This window comes from Vitreimonas sp. (genome assembly GCF_035627415.1).
Taxonomy (GTDB): domain Bacteria; phylum Pseudomonadota; class Alphaproteobacteria; order Caulobacterales; family Aquidulcibacteraceae; genus Vitreimonas.
In genome coordinates, this window is the sequence record NZ_DASPLU010000011.1 from 83,892 (window position 1) to 103,899 (window position 20,008).

Below are 20,008 nucleotides of genomic sequence, written 5' to 3' on the forward strand. Positions count from 1 at the left end.
GAAATTCAGCTCGGAGAATCGACGAAAGCCCTGCGGAAAGCGACCGCTCCACCCTAGACCCGCGCATGCAGCTCGGCCGGCGCGCCGGGCAATGGCGGGCCGCCGAGCCGGAATTGGCGGACGCTCGCGGTCTCGCAGACCCCCTGCACGATGTGCACGACTTCGGTTTCGAGGATGTGCGGCGCGGGCCGCCGGATCACGCTGAACGCGCACGGCTCGTGACGAACACGCTGCGAAAGCGTACCGCTCGTCACCGAGAGCGCGCGCGTTTCGAACAGACGCGCCGACGCAAAGTGCAAGTGTCCGCTGAGGAAAAGCTGCGCTCCCGCGTCCGCGAGTTTTCGCAACGCTGAAACGCCGCCGCGCGTTATGCCCTTGATCGGCGCATCATTGGGCCAATCGAGCGGGTGATGGGTGATGAGGATGCGCAGCGCCCCGGGCGCCGCTTTCTGCAGCTCCGCTGCGGCGACTGCGGTTTGCCCCCTCGAAATCTCTCCTTGCGCCCAGTTCAGCCGTATTTGCCACGGACGCGCAGTATTCACCGGCACGATTGACCATTTGTCCGTATGCCACGCCTCGATCTGCAGCCCCTTCTGCGCGCGGCGAATCCGGTCCCACGGAAAGAACAGCCGTCCCCACAGCTCGTAATACGGCACGTCATGATTGCCGGGCGTCAGCATCGCCGGCACGCCGAGATCACGCATCCAAGCGCAGGCGTTGTCCAACTCGACCTGCAGCCCATCCTTCGAGATGTCGCCGGTGACGATCACCGCGTCGGGCTTGCGCTCGTCGACGAACTTCGCCGCCGCGGTCAGCGCCGCCTTGTCCTCGCACCCGAAGTGCAAGTCGGTGAGATGCACCAGCTCCACTGCGCTTCAAACCCCCTGCGGCACGGCGATCACTCTAGGACCCCGCGGATCGTAGACGACGCGCACGCGGTGAAAAAAGGTCCTAGGCTCACCGTCGAGCGTGGCTGGAATGACGCCGAGCGAGACGATGTCGCTGGACCTGCACGTGCCGATCTCGACGCTGGGATCGTTGCGCCACGCGGCCGTCAGTGCGCGCAGGCTCACGCGGGCGAGATCGAGCAAGTGTCTTGCATCGAGCCGCACCCATTCGAGGTTGTCGGCTTGGATGCCGCCTGAGAACGACGGGCAAAGGACGCCGATCGCCTCAGCGCGGCGCATAGTTTCCTGATCCCGCCGCGCACGCAGGCTGCGCGAAAACGAGCGCTTCAGCGCCTGACGGAAACGGCGCCACGCCGCGAGCGGTCTGCCCTCGCGCATCGCCTCCCGTGCCTTTGCCATGAGCGTCGGCGCGCCGAACAAGGCGGCGACATAGAACGCTTCGCCGTTTGCGCGCCCGGCGGTGAGGCGCGTGATCCTGCCGCGCTCCAGGGCCGCTTGCAGCGCTTCCGGCCACGTCATTTCGCCATAGAGCGCGCGCGGCAGGATGTTCAGGGTGCCGCCAGGCAGCAAGATCAGCGGCGGCCCATCCCTGGGTGCAAGTTCGGCGGCCGTGCGCGCCGTGCCGTCGCCGCCGAGAACGACCAGCACGTCGAAGCTCCTCGCCTTGGCCAAGAGCCGCTTCGACACGTATTTCGCTTCGAAGATCTCGTGATAGACGACGCCGGCGTCCGCGAGCGTTAGCACCAAGCGGTGGTGATCGCCGGGACCGACGCCGCCGGCCTTGTCGTTGTACAGCACCATCGCCCGCGCGTTCTCTGGAACGGGGCGGGCGCTCTGGCGCGGCGCGCGTTCAGCGGTTGCGGCGGGGTCCATAGCGAACCCCAACGCAAGGCGAAAAACGCTTGTTCCCTAGTCGTTGATGCTGCCGCCCATGGCTGTCGAACTGCCGCGGTCGGCGCCTTCGCCCGCGACATTGATCGTGCCGCCCATCGACGCTGCGCCTTCATAACTCTGGCTGGCGTAGACGCGAGCGTCGCCGCCCATCGCGGCGGCCACATCTGCGGTTTGGCAGAGCAATTCATCGGCCCGGATCACCGCGCCCATGGCGGCTGCGGCGTCGAGCGAGCTGCATGTGCCGCGGACACGGACTTCTGCGCCCATCGCAGCGGCAATCTCGAAGTGCTGCGCATCTACGCCGGTCGCGGTGAGTTCGGCGCCGCGCGCCGCGGCGACACTCTCCAACTCGGGCATGCTGATGCGTACCGTAGCGTCGAGATGGCGGCTGCCGAACCAGGGCCGGTTGCGCTGGCGGATCTTAAGGGTGCCGCCCTCGACTTCCGTCAGCACCCGCTCGGCGTCGCGGCCGGAGACGTCGACCGCGTACTCCCCGCCCACCGTGATCTCGACCCGGATCTGGTCCTGGGCGCCGACCGAGTCGAAGCCGCGATGATTGCGCGTCTCGGCCATGGCCGGGCCGGCCATCAGCATGGCGAGTACCGCAGTGACGGCGAGGCGCTTCATGATGACTTCCCTCCAAATTCGATGCGCGGCAATGCCTTCGCGCCCTCTAGCAGAGGAGATGCCGGGCCCGCTCCGGTTGGATGCAGGAAGTTGAGATCCGGCTTCAGTTCCATGAAATCCTGGGTCGGGCGGTCAACCTTCCCCTACGTGACCTGCCCCCTCCGGGCCCAAGCCGCCTCAGGTGATGCTGCCGCGTTGAACGTCGCGCGCGAGGCCGCGTAGCGTCTGCAGGGCACTGGGCCGGTCGAAGCCGATCGCCGCAGTGTAGTCCACCAGCGTGTGATGCTCGGTCTCGTCGAATTTCCCGTCGGCCACGAACACCGACATCAGCGCCCTCAGCAGCGCCAGCTTCTGCTCTCGCGAGAAAGCATCGGCCTTCGCAGCGAGGTAAGCGACGAGTTCATCCTTGCTGAGGCGCGCGCGGCCGAACGCGGCCTCCACGCGATCGCCGGCGAACCCGGGCGCAAGCTCGCCCATGGCGCGGGTGATCGCGGCCTTCTCTTCGGCGCTGATGCGGCCATCGATTTTTGCAGCGTTGACCAGCGCCTCGAGCGCGTAGGCTGTGAAGTCGGCGCCGACCGCCGCCTGCGCCTTGCGCGCGCGGAGCGTGCGCACGAACGTGCGCAACGCAAACCAGCCGCCGAGCAGCAGAACGAGAAGGAAAAGCGCGACCGCCGCGCCCCCGGCGTCTTCCATCTGCGGCTTCGGCGCCGTCGCCGGCGCGACAGGCGCCGCCGAACTCAAGAGAACGATCCCGCTCGCCATGCGACTCCCTCCGGGCGGAGAGTGCCACGCACGATCGGCCAAGTCGACGCAACGCGCCTCAGACGAGACGCGATTGCTCCACCGCCGCGCCGATGAAGCTGGCGAACAGCGGATGCGGCTCGAACGGGCGGCTCTTCAGCTCGGGGTGATATTGCACGCCGATGAACCAGGGATGGTCGCGCCGTTCGACGATTTCGGGCAGCACGCCATCGGGGCTCATGCCGGAGAAGATGAGGCCGGCGGTTTCGAGCTTATCGCGATATTTGGTGTTCACTTCGTAGCGATGACGGTGGCGCTCGCTGATCTCGGTTGAGCCATAGATCTCCGCCACGCGGCTTTCGGGATCGAGGGCGGCCGTGTAGGCGCCCAGGCGCATCGTGCCGCCGAGATCGCCTGCGGCGTTGCGCTTCTCCAGCTCGTTGCCGCGCAGCCACTCCGTCATAAGGCCGACGATCGGGTGCTTGGCTTCGCCAAACTCGGTCGAACTCGCGCCCTTCAGGCCGGCCTGGTTACGCGCGGCTTCGATGCAGGCCATCTGCATGCCGAAGCAGATGCCGAAGAATGGAATGCTGTGCTCGCGCGCAAATTTCACCGCGGCGATCTTTCCCTCGCTGCCGCGCTCGCCGAAGCCGCCCGGCACCAGCACGCCATGCACGCCTTGAAGATCTCCGTGCCAAGCGTCGCCGCGTTCCTCGAATTTCTCGCTCTCGATCCAGCGGAGGTCTACCTTGACGTTGTTGGCCACGCCGCCGTGGTGCAGTGCTTCGATCAACGATTTGTAGGCGTCCTTCAGCTCGGTGTATTTCCCGACGACGCCGATCGTCACTTCCCCATCCGGCGACTTCAGGCGCTTCACGATGGTCTCCCACCGGGCGAGATCAGGCTGCGGCGCGACGGTCACGCCGAAATGCCTCAAGAGCTCGGTGTCGAGGCCTGCTGCGTGATAGGCGAGCGGCGCTTCGTAGATCGTCTGAAGATCGCGCGCTTCGACGACGGCGCTTTCGCGCACGTTGCAGAACAGGGCGATCTTGCGCTTCTCGTCTTCCGGGATCGGCCGGTCGCAGCGGCAGAGCAGAATGTTCGGCTGGATGCCGATCGAACGCAGCTCTTTCACCGAGTGCTGCGTCGGCTTGGTCTTCATCTCGCCGGCAGACGGGATGTAGGGCAGCAAAGTGAGATGCACGAACGCGGCTTTGCCCGGCTCGAGTTCCTGGCCGAGTTGGCGGATCGCTTCGAAGAACGGCAGGCCCTCGATGTCGCCGACCGTGCCGCCGATCTCACACAGCACAAAGTCGGCGTCGCCATGGTCGGAGAGGATGAATTCCTTAATCGCGTTGGTGACGTGCGGGATCACCTGGACCGTGGCGCCGAGATAATCGCCGCGACGCTCCTTGGCGATGATCTCCTGATAGATGCGCCCGGTGGTGATGTTGTCGGCCTGGCGGGCGGAGACGCCGGTGAAGCGCTCATAATGGCCAAGGTCGAGGTCGGTCTCGGCGCCGTCGTCGGTGACGAAGACCTCGCCGTGCTGGTACGGGCTCATCGTGCCCGGATCGACGTTGAGATATGGATCGAGCTTGCGGAGCCGGACCCGGTAGCCGCGCGCTTGCAGCAACGCGCCGAGAGCGGCGGAGGCGATGCCCTTCCCTAAGGAAGAAACCACCCCGCCGGTAATGAACACATAGCGCGCCATTGACCTTTCCGATCAGCCGCCGTTCAGCCCCTGCCCGCCAGCGGCGTGCTTATTGATCGGGGCCGGCGCGCTGGTCGCGCCGAACGGCTTCCACTCCGTTGCCAACATCAATCGATTCGACCTCGTTGGCTTCGCTATCGTCGAGCGCAATTCCAGTGACAGCGCCCGAGCTGTTCGGCAGCACCAGCGGCGGCGTAGAAGCGGCGCGCGTCGTTGCGGGGGCGGAACGCGGCTGCGGCGGCGGCGTCTGGCGCTGCTGCACCGCGGCGGTCTGTACGGCGCGGTTGCCGCTGGCCGGGGTCGCCGCCGGGCTGCCGCTCAGCGGCGCGGCGCGCGGCGCAGAAGCATCGGGCGCGGGAGCCGAAGCGAGCTGCGTTGTCGCCGGGACGCTGCTTTCGGTGGGATCGGGCCGCGTTTGCGCCGGTTGCTCGGCCGGGGCCGGTGCTGTCGTACTGGGCGCCGCGGGCGTTGTGGCCGGCGCGGTGCGCGCGGGCGGCGTCAGGTTTTCGAGGATCGAGCCGGCGTCGGAAGCGCCTGCGCCCGAAAGAACGGTCAGCCCCAGCGACGTCACTAGGAAGAAACCGCCGGCCACCTGAGTCATCTTGGCCAACGCGTCGGCAGCGCCGCGACCGCTCATCAGCGCCCCGCCGCCGCCGCCGCCCATGCCCAGCGCGCCGCCCTCGGAGCGCTGCAGCAAAACCAGGCCGATCAGGCAGATGCAAACGAGCAGGTGAATGCTGAGTACGACGACTTCCATGTCTCTGCCCGTCTCCCACGCGATCCCGCGTCCGCGCCTCGTAGATGGGCGCGCGCGAAAGGGCGCTCAATAGCCGAGCCTCATCCTAAACGCCAGAGCGGCCGGCGCACAGCCTCACTTGGCAGCGGGATGGCCCAAAATGATCGCCGCGAAATCAGCTGCCTTCAGGCTGGCCCGGCCCACCAGGGCGCCATCGACGCCCTCGGCCGAGAACACCTCGGCGGCGTTCTTCGGGCCGACCGACCCGCCATAAAGTATTCGAATGCCGTTCGCCTCACCCGCGAACTTTGCGATGAGCGTCTTCCTGACGACGCCATGAACCTCGGCGATCTCGGCGACCGTTGGGGTGCTGTTGCCGCCGATTGCCCAAACCGGTTCGTAGGCGACCACCACGCCGGAGTTCCCTTCCGGCACGCTCTCGCGAACCTGGGCGCCGACGATTTCCGCCACCTTGCCCGCCGCGCGCTCGGCCTGGGTCTCGCCCACGCAGATGATGGGTGTGAGCCCGGCGGCCAGCGCCGCCACCGCCTTGCGCCGGACCAAACCGTCGGACTCCCCGTGCAGAGACCGCCGTTCGGAATGGCCGACGATCACGTATCGAGCCCCCGCGTCCGCCAGCATGGCGGCGCTGATTTCACCGGTGCGCGCAGAATCGTCAGCGAAAGCGCTGCAATCCTGGGCGCCGATCAGAACCCGGGTGTCGCGCGCGTGCCAGGCAGCTTGGCCGACGAACACCGCGGGAGGGCAGATCAGCGCATCGATAGAAGCCGCCGCCGGCGCGATCGCCTCCCACAGCGCCGCAATTTCGCCAAGGCTCGCCTGCCGGCCGAACATCTTCCAGTTACCGGCGATCAGCGGTTTCCGCGCGGCCATACGTCCTCCCCAAAGCTGCTTTTCAGGCGTGCGGTAGCGATTGCCCCGGCTGGGGGCCGCCCCTATTGTCCGCCGCCTCACGCATAACGGACGGCGACATGCTGCTGCAATTTAGAAAACTGACGCGGGGCGCCATCGCCGCGATCATCCTGGGACTGGTCGGCATCGCCATGGTGCTGTTCCTGGTCCCGAGCGGCGGACTCGACTTCTCACCGTCCAACAGCGTGGCGACGGTCGACGGCCGCGAGATCACGACGGCGCAATTGTCGCGCGAATTGGAGCTGACGCTGCGCGCCCGCCGCAGCGCCGGCGACAACATCTCGCAGCAGGAGGCGGTCGAGGCCGGGCTGCACGAACGACTGCTGGAGTCGATGATCGGCCGCAACGCGCTCTTTGCCTTCGCCGAGAAAGTTGGCGTCAGCGCCAGCGACGCTCAGGTCGGCGAGCGCATCCGCGACATTCCGGGCGTGCTGAACCCAGTGACGGGCAGCTTCGATCAAGCCGTTTACGCCCAGTTCCTGCAGCAAATGGGCTATGCGCCGCCCGAGTTCGAGGACGAGATCCGCAACGAGCTTTCGATGCAGCTGCTGATGGGCTCGCTCGTCAGCGGCGTACGCGCGCCCTCGAGCTTCGGCGAACTGGCGTTCGCCTACGAAACGGAGACGCGCGTCATCAGCGTGGCCGACGCGCCAGCCTCGATCGTCGGCGAGGTCCCGCCGCCAACCGACGCGCAGATTCAGGCGCTCTACGAAGAGATGCAGGAACAGCTGCAGGTGCCGGAGTATCGCGCGCTGACGCTCGTCTACGCCCGCCCGGCGGATTTCATCGCCCGCGTCAATGTGCCCGAGGCGCGGCTGCGCGAGGAATTCGAAGCGCGCCAGCAGTCGCTCACGCAACCGGAGCGGCGCTCCTATGTGCGCTTGGCTGCGCAGAACGAACAACAGGCCAATGACGCGGCCGCGCGCCTCAACCGCGGCGAGAGCGCCGAAGCCGTCGCCGGCGCGCTGCAGATGCAGCTGACGCGGGGCGCCGGTCAGGCGCGCAACGAGGTGCCAGACGCGCGCGTGGCGGAAGCAGTGTTCTCGCAGCAGCGCGGCCAGGCCCGCGCGGTGCGGGGCCAGCTGACGCCTTGGGCAGTCGTGCGGGTGGAAGAGATTACGCCGGCGGTCGCCCCGACCTTCGAGTCGCAACGCGATCAGATCCGCGAGGCCATCGCCGCCGATGAAGCCGCCGACCTGCTCAATGCCGCCATCGGCGCGTTCGAGGAGGCGCGCGCCGCCGGCGCGCCGGTTCCTGAAGCCGCTCGTCAAGCCAACTTGCCTGTGGTCACCATTCCCGCCGTCGACGCGAGCGGCCAAGCGCAGAACGGAGAGTTCATCGAGTCGCTTGTGGGGCACGAGGAGGTGATCGAGGCCGCATTCCAAACGCCGGAAAGCGAAGCCAGCGACTTCATGCCGATCGAGGAGGCCGATGTCCTGGTGGCCGTCGACCGGGTTATCCCGGCAAGCGTTCGCCCGCTCGCCCAAGTGCGCGACCGGCTGGTGCAGATACACGACGCGCGCGAACTCGGCCGCCGGATGCGCGAGCGCATGGCGCAGGTCGCCGAAGCGGTGCGCGGTGGGCAATCGTTCGCGGACGCGGCGCGCGCCAGCGGCTTCACGGTGCGTGTGAACTCGCAGACCGTGAACCGTCAGGAGGTCGCGCAACTTCCGGCGCGCACCCTCGGCACGCAAATCTTCGCCGCTACTGCGGGAGACGTGGTGACCGACATTCGCGCCGACCAGCCGGGCATGTTCGCGGCTCAGGTCGAGAGCATCAATCGAGTCGATCCGGCGACCGCGCCACAGATCGTGGAAGCTGCACGGGCGCGGCTGCAGGCCGACAATCCGTACACGCGCGCCGAAGGCGATGGGCTCGAAGCATCGTTCGCCGAAGCGCTGCAAAGCGAAGTGGTGGCGCGCGCGAACGTGCAGCGCAACGAACGCGTGCTCGAGCGCACCTTCAACCCGACCGCGGCGGACGATCAGGCGCAATGAGCGCAGCCGGCGAGGCTTCCCCTTCGCGCGAAGCGTTCGCCGCAGCGTACGAGCAAGGCGGCGCCGTCGTCTGGACGCGCCGCATCAGCGATCTGGAAACGCCGGTTGGCGCGCTGCTGAAGCTCGGCGCGGGCACGCCGGGCGTTTTCCTGCTCGAGAGCGTGCAGGGCGGCGACTTTCGCGGTCGCTTCTCCATCATCGGCGCGGCGCCCGACCTCGTTTGGCGTGTCCGAGACGGCCGCGCTGAACTGAGCGGCGGCGGCTTCGAGGATGCTGCGTTCCGCGCCGACGAGCGTGCGCCAATCCACTCGCTGCGCGCACTGTTGGACGCCTCGATGCTTGATCTGCCTGCGCCGCTGCCGCCGATGGCGGCGGGGCTGTTCGGCTATCTCGGCTACGACATGGTACGCTTTATCGAGCGCTTGCCCGAGAAGGAAGCCGATCCGACCGGCGTGCCCGAAGCGCTGCTGGTGCGCCCGACGATCGTCGCAGTGTTCGACAATGTCACGAGCGAGATCACGCTGGTGACGCCGGCGCGCAAACAAGCTGGACAGAGCGCGGACAAGGTCTATGGCGCGGCGCTGCAGCGCCTGGCGCAAACGGAAGCCGCGCTCGACGCCGCTCTGCCCCGGCGTTCTGCGCCGACTGAGACGAAGGCGCCGGCGCCGCAGAGCAATACGACCCCGGACGAGTACCGGGCGCTGGTCGAGAGCTGTAAGCGCTATGCGCGCGCGGGCGATGTTTTCCAGGTGGTGCCGAGTCAGCGTTTTTCGGCGCCGCTCGAGGCGCCTCCGTTCGCGCTCTATCGCGCGCTGCGGCGCCTCAACCCATCGCCTTTCCTGTACTACCTCAACTTCGGCGGCTTCGCCGTAGTGGGTTCAAGCCCGGAGATCCTCGTCCGCAAACGCGGCGACACCATCACCATCCGCCCTATCGCAGGCACGCGGCCGCGCGGGGCCACACCGGCGGAGGATCATGCGCTCGAGCAGGAGCTGCTCGCCGACCCGAAAGAACGCGCCGAGCACCTGATGCTGGTCGATCTGGCCCGCAACGATCTGGGTCGGGTCGCCGTGCGTGGGCCGAGCCCCCGCAGCAACGCCGAGGCGGCCGGCGCCGGCTCGGCGCATGTGCGCGTGACCGAGGCGTTCACGATCGAGCGCTACAGCCATGTGATGCATATCGTCTCCAATGTCGAAGGCGAGTTGAAGCCCGGACTCACCGCCCTTGACGCGCTGCTGGCGGGCTTTCCCCACGGCACGGTGACCGGCGCGCCCAAAGTGCGGGCGATGGAGATCATCAACGAGGTGGAAAAGCACAAACGCGGCGTCTATGCCGGAGGCGTCGGCTATTTCGGCGCTGGCGGCGACATGGACACTTGCATCGCGCTCCGTACCGCGGTGGTGAAGGACGGCATGCTCTACGTGCAGGCCGGCGGCGGCGTGGTGCTCGACAGCGATCCGGAAGCGGAGCTGCAGGAGACGCTGCACAAGTCGCAGGCGCTGTTCAGGGCCGCGGCGGAGGCTTGGCGCTATGCCTGAGCGAAGCCGGTTTGCAGCGGCGAGATTTCCGCTAAGCTGACCCCGATGACCCTTTGGCGCTCCCCTGCCCCGCGATGGCGCGCGAACGAAAGCCGCTAGCCCTTCGTTCGACCTCCGCGCCGGGAGTGCGCCCCTGTGATCCTCGTCATCGATAATTACGACAGTTTCGTTTACAATCTCGTCCATTACGTCGAAGACTCCGGCGTCAGCGCCGAGGTCTTCCGCAATGACGCGCTGAGCGTCGCCGACGTGTTGGCGATGCAGCCGGAAGCTGTGATTCTGTCGCCGGGCCCTTGCACACCGAACGAAGCCGGCATTTGCCTCGAGCTGCTGGCGAAGGCGCCGCACGATTTGCCGATGTTTGGCGTATGCCTCGGCCATCAGGCGATGGGCCAGGCGTTCGGCGGCGATGTCGTCAGCGCGCAGGCGATCATGCACGGCAAGGTCTCGGAGGTGACGCATCGCGGCGGCGGCCTGTTTCGCGGTCTGCCGTCGCCGTTCCGCGCCACGCGATATCATTCGTTGGCGGTCAAGCGGGCGACGTTTCCAGCTGAACTGAGCATCGATGCGGAAGCAGCGGACGGCGAAGTGATGGGCCTGTCGCACAAGACGCGCCCCCTGTTCGGCGTACAGTTTCACCCCGAGTCGATCGCTTCCGAACACGGCCACGCCATCGTCGGCAACTTCCTCGCTGCGGCGGGTCTGCGATGAGCCTCGCCTCCACTCTGGCGGCGTTGAAGGACGGGGCGGCGATTGAGACGTCGGACGTCGACGCCGCCTTCGCAGAAATCATGGACGGTCGGGCGGCGCACGAGGACATCAAGCGCTTCCTCATGCTGACCATCCCGCGCATGAGCCACGCGCCGCTGATCGCGGCCGGGGCGCGGGCGCTGCGCTCGCGCATGGTGCGGGTGAGCGCACCAGAGGGCGCGATCGACGTGTGCGGCACGGGCGGCGACGGCGCGCACAGCCTGAACATCTCAACGGCGGTGGCGTTCGTCGTCGCCGGCTGCGGCGTGCCGGTCGCGAAGCACGGCAACCGGGCGATGAGCTCGAGGTCGGGCGCGGCGGACGTTCTCGAGGCGTTCGGTGTAAAGCTCACCGGCGACGTCGCCGCGATGGAGCGGTGCTTGCACGAAGCGGGCGTGGCGTTCCTGTTCGCCCAAAACCATCATCCGGCGATGCGCCACGTCGCCCTAGCGCGGCGCGAATTGGGCCGGCGCACGATCTTCAACCTGCTTGGACCGCTGTCTAACCCCGCGGGTGTGAAGCGTCAGCTTGTCGGCGTCTTCAGCGCGGACTTTCTCGAGCCGGTGGCACAGGCGCTGAACGAACTCGGCTGCGAGAAGGCCTGGGCGGTCCATGGGGCGGGCGGGCTCGACGAACTCTCGGCGGTTCACGCCGACGCCAACGACGTCGCCATTCTCGACGGCGGCGCGGTCACGCGCGTGAGCGCGACGATGGCGGCGGAGATGGACCCCGATCTGCGCGGCGGCGCTGCGGCCGAGAACGCCGCGGAGATGCGCGCACTGCTCGATGGCGCCGGCCGCCCGGGGCATCGCAATGCGGTGATCCTCAATGCGGCGGGCGCGCTGGTGGTGGCCGGACGCGCCAAGAACGTGCCGGAAGCATGGCCGATGGCGGCGGAGAGCATCGACAGCGGTGCGGCGCGCGAGGCGCTGGCGCGGCTTATCGCAGTGACGCGGAGTGCGTCGTGAGCGTGCTCGACAAGATCATCGCCTACAAGCGCGAGGAAGTGGCGGCGCGGAAAGCGGCGAAGCCGTGGAGCGTGATCGATGCCGAGTCGCGTGTGCAGACGCCAACGCGCGGTTTCCTGACCGCGCTGGCGAGCCAGCGGGCGAAACCTGCGCTCATTGCCGAAATCAAGAAGGCGTCGCCATCGAAGGGACTAATCCGCGCGGACTTCGACCCGCCTGCGCTGGCGCGCGCGTATGAAGTTGGCGGGGCCGCGTGTCTTTCGGTGCTGACGGATGCGCCAAGCTTTCGGGGCCACGAGGACTTTCTGGTCGCTGCACGCGCCGCATGCGCGCTGCCAGTGCTGCGCAAGGATTTCATGATCGACGAATGGCAGATCGCCGAAAGCCGTGCGATCGGCGCCGACGCGATCCTGATCATCATGGCCGCAGTGAACGACGCACTCGCCAGCGACTTGATCAACGTCTCCACGGCGTTCGGCATGGAGGCCCTGGTCGAAGTGCACGATGAACGCGAGTTGGAGCGCGCGCTGAAACTCGGCGCGAAACTCATAGGCGTGAACAACCGCTCACTCGCTACGTTCGAGACCGATCTCAACACCACGGAGCGGCTGGCGAAGCTCACTCCTTCCGATCGTTTCCTCGTCTCCGAGTCCGGCATCGTCACGCACGCAGACATCCTCAGATTGGAGCGCGCCGGCGCCGGCGCGTTCTTGGTCGGCGAGAGTTTGATGCGGCAAGATGATGTGGCCGCCGCCACCCGTTCACTACTGGCCCGTTAACCCAACTAGACTTGACCCGCGCCTCGGAACGGATATAGAACGCCCCGTCGTTCACTATTTGGTCCCAGGTCATGCTGACAGCGAAACAAAAAGAACTGCTGCTCTACATCCACGAGCGGATCAAAGAGACGGGCGTTTCGCCGTCTTTCGACGAGATGAAGGAGGCGCTGGATCTCGCCTCCAAGTCCGGCATCCACCGGCTGATCACGGCGCTCGAGGAGCGCGGCTTCCTGCGCCGTCTGCCCCACCGGGCGCGGGCGCTAGAGGTGCTGAAGATGCCCGATAGCGCGGCTCCGGCCGCCCCGCCCAAGGGACGCGGCGCATTCCGGCCGAGCGTGGTGGCTGAGGGCCGCTCCGGCGGCGGCGCTGGCGGCGGCTACGGCGTGCCGATCCTCGGCCAGATCGCGGCGGGCGTACCAATCGAGGCGCTGCAGCACGAGGTCGGGCGCGTGTCGGCCCCCGAGGACCTTCTGGGCTCGGGCGATCACTTCGCGCTCGAGGTCAAAGGCGACTCGATGATCCAGGCCGGCATTCTCGACGGCGACGTTGTCATCATAAAGCGCACCGAGCTCGCCGACAGCGGCGATATCGTCGTCGCGCTGATTGACAATGAGGAAGCGACGCTGAAGCGGTTGCGCAAGCGCGGCAACTCGATCGCGCTCGAAGCGGCGAACCCGGCCTACGAAACGCGTATCTTCGGTCCGGACCGCGTGCGCATTCAGGGCAAGCTGGTGGCGATGATCCGCCGCTATTCCTGATCATCGCCTGAAGCGACAACGGTCCAGGCGCGCCGGATATGGCCTGGGCGCGCCCGCTCGATGCGCAGACCCAGGGGCGTTTGCGTGACAGTCGCGCCGCCATGAGCGGCCAGGCTTGAGGCATCCATGAGCACGCTAAGCCGACAGCGCGCGGCAAAACCCTCCGGCGCTTGGACGTCCGTGATCACGATTGCTCGTTCGACGCACGCGTTCGGAAGGTGGGCGGCGTCGCGCACCACGAAAATGTCGCCGATCGGGCTGCGCCAACGGCAGAGTGCGTCGCCGCACGCCTCTGGCGGCGCCAGTCGTTCGATCTCGGCGGGTGAAAGCCCCAGCATCGAGCCCAAGCGGTCGCGCGCGAAGGTGGAGCGTCCGCGAGATGCGAGCAGCGCCCAACGCTCCCCATCGCGGGCGTAGACGGCGCGCAGGTCGGCGTCGAAGGCGAGTGCTGGCTTCGGCGCCGTGACATAGAGAGCGACGCTCGCCGCCAGCATGGGCGCTGCAAGCCAGCGCAGCGCGCCGCGCCACAGGCACGCCCACAACAGGGCAAGGACGCAAATCAGAAAAGCTCCGTGCGGCGGTTGCGGCACGGCGCGGACGGCTTCGGGGCGCTCGCCGAATGTTTGGCCGACGGCGGCGATCAGGTCGAGCGCGCTCGCCATCAGTTCGAGCGCAGGGTCCGCCAGCCCAAACGGCGCGAGGATCGCCGCCGCGGCGGCCATCGGCGCGACCAGGAACGACATGATCGGCGCCGCGATCAGGTTGGCCGGCAACGAATAGAGCGCGAAACGCTGGAAGTGGTAGATCGCAAACGGATCAGTGGCGAGGCCGGCGACGAAGGAGATCAGCAGCACCCCGCTGATTCCGCGTGTAGTCGCTTGCAGCAGGCCGATGATCGGGCCTGGCGTCGGCAACGCCGGCTCATGCGGCGCCCGCTTCAGCATCTCGAACAGCGCAACCAGCGCCATGGTCGCGGCGAACGACATCTGAAAGCCGGGTTCGAGCACCGACTCCGGAAAGATCAGCACGACGATGAAAGCGGCGAGCGCGAGCCCGCGCATGGAAATGGCCGGTCGGTCGAGCAGAATTGCGCCGAACGCGACGCACGCCATCACGAACGAACGCAGCGCCGGCACACTCGATCCCGAGACGATGAGATACGCTGCAAGCACCAGCAGCGCACCGGCGGCGGCGATCTTCTTGACGGGAAAGCGCAGCGCGATCGGGCCGATCAGCGACAAGGTCCAGAGCAGGATCGCGAACACAAGCCCGCCGACGACGCCCATATGGATGCCCGACACGGAGAGTAGATGGCCAAGGCCGGAGTCGCGCAACGCCGCGTTGGTGTCGGCCCCGATGGAGCTGCGGTCGCCGGTGACGAGCGCCGCGGCGATGGCGCCGCCGCGGCCCGGCGCGGCTTCGTAGATGGCGGCGGCGAGGTCGGAACGAAGAGCGGCGAGTTGCAGGCGCTGGCGATCGAGCCAGTTCGGCGGCGGCTCGAGCGCTGCCGGGCGACAGCGTCCGAAGGCGAAGCCGGTGGCGCCGAGACGCTCGAAATAGGCGCGGCGCGCGAAGTCGTAGCCGCCCGGCGACATGGGCCCGGAGGGCGGCCCGAGCACGCCGCGGCAGCGCGCGGCGCGGCCAGGCGTCAGCAAACCCGCTGCGCTCACCGAGAGGCGCACATAACGGGGCGGCGCGTCGATCCCCTCGATATTCCGAACGAGGAGGCGTAGGCGCGGGCCGTTGTCGCTGGCGTCGTTGGCGATCACCCAGCCCTCGACGCGGATCGGCTCTTCGCCGGCCGCGAAAACGGGCTGGGCGACACTGGCAGCGCGGACTTGCGCGGCAAGCGCGCCGAGCCCCGTAGCGGCAAGAAGAGCGAAGAGCCCAGCGAGGATGCGGCGGCATGCGAGCAGCCAACTTTCCCACTGCTCGCCCGGCCACGCCGCCAGGCCGAACGCGACGACGACGCCCGCCGCCAGCAGCGCGCCGCCGAGCCATGCCGGCGGCTCAAGCGGCGCAAGCATCCAGGCCGCCGCGCCGGCGATCATCCCAACGGGGAGCCAGAGAATCCAACGGTCGCGCTGAAGCGCGATCATGTCGCTCAGGGCGCGGCTAGGAGAAAACGCGCCGGGCGTGCTACCACCCGCGCGCTTTTGAAAGGTCTTTCCGCCCGCAATGAGCGTCGTCACCCGGTTCGCCCCCTCCCCCACAGGTTACCTCCATATCGGAGGGGCGCGAACCGCGCTTTTCAACTGGCTCTATGCCCGGAAGATGGGCGGTAAGTACCTGCTCCGGATCGAGGACACCGACCGGGCCCGCTCCACCCCCGACGCCATCGAAAAGATCATGGACGGCCTCGCCTGGCTCGATCTCCAGCACGACGGCGAGATCATCTACCAGTACGCGCGCGCGCCGCGGCACCGCGAGATTGCCGAGGAAATGGTCAGGCGCGGCGGCGCGTTCCGCTGCTATCTGACGCCCGAGGAGACGGAGGCAGTGCGCGCGCAAGCGCACGCCGAGGGCCGAGCAATCCGCTCGCCCTACCGCGATGGCGAGGCGCCGCCCTCGCCGGACGCGCCATACGTCGTGCGCATTCGTGCGCCGGATGTTGGCGAGATCGTCAACGCCGATCTCATCCAGGGCGACGTGCGTATTAAGGCGCGCGACCTCGACGATCTCGTGTTGCTGCGCGCCGACGGCAATCCCACCTACATGCTATCGGTCGTCGTAGACGACCATGACATGGGCGTGACGCACGTGATCCGCGGCGACGATCACCTGACCAATGCCGCTCGGCAGATTGTCATCTATCAAGCGATGGATTGGACGCCGCCGCTCTTCGCGCACGTGCCGCTAATTCACGGCGAGGACGGAAAAAAGCTGTCGAAGCGCCACGGCGCGCAAGCCGTACACGAGTGGCGCGACATGGGTTATCTGCCGGAGGCGATGAACGCGTACCTGATGCGGCTGGGCTGGAGCCCGGGACACGACGAGATTCTCACCAAGGAAGAAGCGGTTGCGCAGTTCGAGATCGGTCAGATCGGCAAAGCGCCGTCACGGCTCGATTTCAAGAAGCTCGACTCCGTCAATGCGCTCTTCATGGCGACGGCCGACGACGAGCGGCTCGCGCGCCTGCTCGCAGAGCACATCGCGCAGCGCGATGGCGCGGCCTTGGGCGAAGATCAGCATTCTGCTCTGAAGCGCGCCATGCCAGTGCTGAAAAAACGGGCAAAGACGATTCCGGAGCTTGCGGAACAGGCGCGATTCATTTTGGCCAAACGACCGCTCGCGCTTGACGAAGCAGCTAAATCATTGATGAAAGACGACTTCAGGCAACGCCTCGGCCGTCTGCACGAGAAGCTCGCAGCAGAACAGGTGTGGGAGCACGCTGCTCTGGGCAGTGCGCTTAAGGCTTTCGCTACCGCCGAAGGCGTTGGTTTAGGTCAAATCGGCCCCGGCCTGCGGGCGGCGCTCACCGGTGGGACGCCCGCCCCCGATCTGGGCCAGGCACTGGAAGTATTAGGCCGCGAGGAAGCGCTCGCGCGCATTGCGGATCAAGTTTGAGGACGACGGCATGGACAGCAAACTTACGAAGAAGCCCTCGGCCACGCTCACGGTGAACAACAAGCAGCTCGAGCTGCCCGTGTATGGCGGCACTGTGGGGCCCGACGTCATCGACATCCGCAAGCTCTACGGCGAAGGCAAGGTCTTCACCTACGATCCGGGCTTCACCTCGACCGGTTCGTGCGAAAGCCAGATCACTTACATCGACGGCGATGAAGGGGTCCTGCTCTATCGCGGCTATCCGATCGATCAGCTGGCGGAGAAGTCGAGCTTCATCGAAGTCTGCCACCTGCTGCTGCACGGCGAGCTGCCGAATCAGAAGGCGCTTCATGAGTTCGAGCGCGGCATCACCTATCACACGATGCTGCACTCGCAGTTCGACCGCTTCTTCGAAGGTTTTCGCCGCGACGCGCACCCGATGGCGATCATGGTCGGCACGGTCGGCGCGCTGGCCGCGTTCTACCACGACTCCACCGACATCAACGATCCGCACCAGCGCATGGTGGCGAGCCACCGCCTGATCGCGAAAATGCCGACGATCGCGGCGCGCGCCTTCAAGTACTCGATCGGCCAGCCGTTCGTCAGCCCGCGCAACGAACTCGATTACGCCTCGAACTTCCTGCGCATGTGCTTCGCGGTGCCGGCGGAGGACTTCAGGGTCAATCCGGTGATGGCGCGGGCGATGGACGTGTTCATGATCCTGCACGCCGATCACGAGCAGAACGCGTCCACTTCGACGGTGCGCCTTGCCGGCTCGTCCGGCGCCAATCCGTTTGCGTGCATCTCCTCCGGCATCGCCTGTTTGTGGGGCCCGGCGCACGGCGGCGCCAATGAGGCCGCCCTCAACATGCTCGAGCAGATCGGCACGGTCGACAACATTCCGGATTTCATCCGGCGGGTGAAGGACCCGAACGACGACGTGCGGCTGATGGGTTTCGGCCATCGCGTTTACAAGAACTACGATCCGCGCGCGAAGGCGATGCAGAAGCTCTGCCATCAGGTGCTGAAGGAAGTCGGCGCCGAAGACACGCCGCTGTTGAGGGTGGCGATGGAGCTCGAGAAAATTGCGCTCAACGACGAGTATTTCGTCCAGCGCAAACTCTATCCAAATATCGACTTCTATTCGGGCATCACCCTGCGGGCGATGGGCTTCCCAACCTCGATGTTCACAGTGCTGTTCGCGGTCGCGCGCACGGTCGGCTGGATCGCGCAATGGACCGAGATGATGGAAGACGACAGCCAGAAGATCGGCCGTCCGCGTCAGGTGTACACAGGCGCGCCGCGGCGCGATTATGTGCCGGTCGGATCTCGCCGCTGAAGTAGCGCGCGAGGCAGTGGGCAATAGGCAGTAGGCAATAGGGGCGCGCGAAATCGCGTAGTCGCTGCGCATTTGCAGGACCTCCTTCCAATTGTGCTCTCGCTTGCGCGAGAGCGGGAGACGGGGCGCGCGATCCGCGCTCAGTTTGGTTTTTGGGGTGCGAAGCTCATCTCTGAACTTCGCCGCGCGCTTCGCGCGCCCCGCTGCGACCGTTATGCGGCGGGCCTGGGTTAGCGCTCTTTGCGCAGGTGTTTCACCCAAGTCCCCGACGGCGTGCGGGCCAGCCATGGTCCCGGACCCCGGCGCTTATGTGGGTCTACTACCTCCACACGCCGGCTCTCTCACGCTCGATCACGTCCCCCGCTTCTGAATTGCTCGGCTAGCAACGAGAACTCCCATGCGAGGGACGAAAGCATTATCGCTCAGGTTTGGGGGTGTAGGATAAGTTTTCTCAGGGTCGTTGATTTTGCTGCGGGAAAGCGGCGAAAGGTGTGGGATAGATGGCTGCTCCTGGCCAGTTCGGACGTTTCGCCCCGTTGGATAACAGGCTAGACGAAGCTCGCTGAGGGCAGAGCGTGAGCAGCGTGCACGAAGTCTATCTGATCGGCGGAGCCGACGACGAGAAAGCCACCTTTGTCAAGGACGAAGTTGGAGAGCGATGCGTTTTGGCGTGTACGTATCGTGGAAAGACAATCAGTGCGGAAGCGTCAGACTTTTTTGAAGCGCTGTGCGCGATCCGCCGCCAGCTCGAAGCCGATGGCCTTATTCCGTTTTGCTACGGCGCAAGTCTGAATGTGTTTCCATCAGGTATGGCCAGAAACATGGGTGCCGGCCTGAAGGCATATAGACTCAAACAAGGCATACACGCCCGCCCCGCCGATCTAGTGGGCATTTTTGATGAAGGCCCAGACGTCGTGCCCTCCCACGTCGGGCCGCAGACGCAATTCTATAAGGATTGGATTGCGTCTCTCCGAGCCTGAGGGCGAATGGACCGTTTCCGGCGGGCGTGAGCCGTTGCTAGGGTCGATACGATTGACCGGATTGGATCGCACAGGCCGGTCGAGGTCTTTGCCGGTTTTGACTTACGCTGGGCCTAAGCTCACTCTAGCAGTTCGCGGAGTTCTGCCGTTAGGCCGCTTCCGCCAGCTCGGTCGCCGATTTCATCTAGTCCGATACGTGCAAAGGCTCGGGCTTCGGCGCTGTTGCCGGCGGCCTTCCTGATCTGCGCCAATGTCAACGCCATCAGCACACCGGTATTGCCAAAACCGTTGAAGCTGAATGCGCGCGCAGCGAAAGCCTCCAGCGTCACCGTGTAAATCGGCGACGATGACTCCGCCATGGCTTCAAGTTGGTGCTTCCCAACCTGCTCATAGACGGAGCATGCATCCCGGGCGGCCGCATCCATGCTGGGTTCGTTCGGCTGGTAATCCCACCATTGATCGCCTTTCTGAACAGCGAGACGTCTCCGAAACATGCACTCCATTTCGCGCAAGCGCTTTGGTTCGGGCATGACACCGGAGCGAAGCGGGATGGCTATCGGCTGAATCCCCAGATTGACCGCGAACTTCTTGCCCTGCCTGCTACCTTGAATCTCAACCAACTGACACTGATCGCCCATGACGCGCCAATAGCGCTGGCCCGTGCCCAAGAATCCGTCCCGACGTAGCGTCGGAGCGAACTGTGTTTGGATCGCCTTGGCTAGGGACGGCTTAGGATCGCTCATGACCCGAGCAAGCCCTTAGAGGGCCGAATTTGCAATCACCGTCGACGTCGCTCT

At 66.3% G+C, this 20,008-nt stretch carries 18 protein-coding genes; 9 read left to right on the forward strand and 9 right to left on the reverse strand.

What is annotated here, in order from left to right; translation table 11 throughout:
- Nucleotides 1-53 precede the first annotated feature (53 nt).
- The 7 genes from VEA80_RS08415 to tpiA all read right to left on the reverse strand — a co-directional run bounded on the left by VEA80_RS08415 (nucleotide 54) and on the right by tpiA (nucleotide 6,517).
- Nucleotides 54-860: a metallophosphoesterase gene (locus VEA80_RS08415; RefSeq protein WP_325060268.1), complete on the reverse strand. Its 807-nt coding sequence runs from the start codon at nucleotides 858-860 to the stop codon at nucleotides 54-56.
- Nucleotides 861-875: 15 nt separating this feature from the next.
- Entirely contained in the window at nucleotides 876-1,781 is a 906-nt protein-coding gene (locus VEA80_RS08420; protein ID WP_325060269.1) for a diacylglycerol/lipid kinase family protein, read from the reverse strand.
- A gap of 36 nt (nucleotides 1,782-1,817) precedes the next feature.
- The gene (locus VEA80_RS08425; RefSeq protein WP_325060270.1) at nucleotides 1,818-2,429 is read right to left on the reverse strand and encodes a GIN domain-containing protein; all 612 of its coding nucleotides are present in this window, start codon (nucleotides 2,427-2,429) and stop codon (nucleotides 1,818-1,820) included.
- Nucleotides 2,430-2,606: 177 nt separating this feature from the next.
- Nucleotides 2,607-3,194, reverse strand: coding sequence for a TerB family tellurite resistance protein (locus tag VEA80_RS08430; protein ID WP_325060271.1), 588 nt, complete (start codon nucleotides 3,192-3,194; stop codon nucleotides 2,607-2,609).
- 58 nt (nucleotides 3,195-3,252) lie between these two features.
- Entirely contained in the window at nucleotides 3,253-4,887 is a 1,635-nt protein-coding gene (locus VEA80_RS08435) for a CTP synthase (RefSeq protein WP_325060272.1), read from the reverse strand.
- 49 nt (nucleotides 4,888-4,936) lie between these two features.
- Nucleotides 4,937-5,644, reverse strand: a complete 708-nt coding sequence (gene secG / locus VEA80_RS08440) for a preprotein translocase subunit SecG (RefSeq protein ID WP_325060273.1) — start codon at nucleotides 5,642-5,644, stop codon at nucleotides 4,937-4,939.
- Between the two features lie 114 nt (nucleotides 5,645-5,758).
- A complete protein-coding gene (gene tpiA / locus VEA80_RS08445) occupies nucleotides 5,759-6,517 on the reverse strand; it encodes a triose-phosphate isomerase (protein ID WP_325060274.1) in 759 nt (252 codons plus the stop codon).
- 98 nt (nucleotides 6,518-6,615) lie between these two features.
- On the opposite strand from tpiA, the gene VEA80_RS08450 reads away from it, so the two are divergent.
- The 6 genes from VEA80_RS08450 (at nucleotide 6,616) to lexA (ending at nucleotide 13,346) form a co-directional block, all read left to right on the forward strand.
- Entirely contained in the window at nucleotides 6,616-8,553 is a 1,938-nt protein-coding gene (locus VEA80_RS08450) for a peptidylprolyl isomerase (protein ID WP_325060275.1), read from the forward strand.
- A complete protein-coding gene (gene trpE, locus VEA80_RS08455) occupies nucleotides 8,550-10,091 on the forward strand; it encodes an anthranilate synthase component I (RefSeq protein WP_325060276.1) in 1,542 nt (513 codons plus the stop codon). The genes VEA80_RS08450 and trpE overlap by 4 nt, the downstream gene beginning before the upstream one ends.
- Before the next feature lie 135 nt (nucleotides 10,092-10,226).
- Nucleotides 10,227-10,802 (forward strand): aminodeoxychorismate/anthranilate synthase component II, encoded by a 576-nt coding sequence (locus VEA80_RS08460; RefSeq protein WP_325060277.1) that lies wholly within the window; start codon nucleotides 10,227-10,229, stop codon nucleotides 10,800-10,802.
- On the forward strand, nucleotides 10,799-11,809 hold the full coding sequence (trpD, locus tag VEA80_RS08465) for an anthranilate phosphoribosyltransferase (protein ID WP_325060278.1): 1,011 nt from the start codon (nucleotides 10,799-10,801) through the stop codon (nucleotides 11,807-11,809). The genes VEA80_RS08460 and trpD overlap by 4 nt, the downstream gene beginning before the upstream one ends.
- Nucleotides 11,806-12,588, forward strand: a complete 783-nt coding sequence (trpC, locus tag VEA80_RS08470) for an indole-3-glycerol phosphate synthase TrpC (RefSeq protein WP_325060279.1) — start codon at nucleotides 11,806-11,808, stop codon at nucleotides 12,586-12,588. Before trpD ends, trpC begins: the two co-directional genes overlap by 4 nt.
- A 71-nt stretch (nucleotides 12,589-12,659) precedes the next feature.
- A complete protein-coding gene (gene lexA, locus VEA80_RS08475) occupies nucleotides 12,660-13,346 on the forward strand; it encodes a transcriptional repressor LexA (protein WP_325060280.1) in 687 nt (228 codons plus the stop codon).
- On the opposite strand, the gene VEA80_RS08480 is transcribed toward lexA, so the two are convergent.
- Entirely contained in the window at nucleotides 13,337-15,445 is a 2,109-nt protein-coding gene (locus VEA80_RS08480; protein ID WP_325060281.1) for a ComEC/Rec2 family competence protein, read from the reverse strand. The two genes, lexA and VEA80_RS08480, sit on opposite strands and share 10 nt — an antisense overlap.
- Before the next feature lie 79 nt (nucleotides 15,446-15,524).
- Between VEA80_RS08480 and gltX the strand changes: the two genes are divergently transcribed.
- The 3 genes from gltX to VEA80_RS08495 all read left to right on the forward strand — a co-directional run bounded on the left by gltX (nucleotide 15,525) and on the right by VEA80_RS08495 (nucleotide 19,211).
- The gene (gene gltX, locus VEA80_RS08485) at nucleotides 15,525-16,913 is read left to right on the forward strand and encodes a glutamate--tRNA ligase (RefSeq protein WP_325060282.1); all 1,389 of its coding nucleotides are present in this window, start codon (nucleotides 15,525-15,527) and stop codon (nucleotides 16,911-16,913) included.
- Between the two features lie 10 nt (nucleotides 16,914-16,923).
- Nucleotides 16,924-18,231 carry a citrate synthase gene (gene gltA, locus VEA80_RS08490; RefSeq protein WP_325060283.1) on the forward strand — a complete coding sequence of 436 codons (1,308 nt, stop codon included), beginning with the start codon at nucleotides 16,924-16,926 and terminating at the stop codon, nucleotides 18,229-18,231.
- Nucleotides 18,232-18,806: 575 nt separating this feature from the next.
- The gene (locus tag VEA80_RS08495) at nucleotides 18,807-19,211 is read left to right on the forward strand and encodes a hypothetical protein (protein ID WP_325060284.1); all 405 of its coding nucleotides are present in this window, start codon (nucleotides 18,807-18,809) and stop codon (nucleotides 19,209-19,211) included.
- A gap of 119 nt (nucleotides 19,212-19,330) precedes the next feature.
- Here VEA80_RS08495 and VEA80_RS08500 read toward each other — a convergent pair whose 3' ends face one another.
- Nucleotides 19,331-19,954, reverse strand: a complete 624-nt coding sequence (locus VEA80_RS08500) for a DUF4304 domain-containing protein (RefSeq protein ID WP_325060285.1) — start codon at nucleotides 19,952-19,954, stop codon at nucleotides 19,331-19,333.
- Nucleotides 19,955-20,008 lie beyond the last annotated feature (54 nt).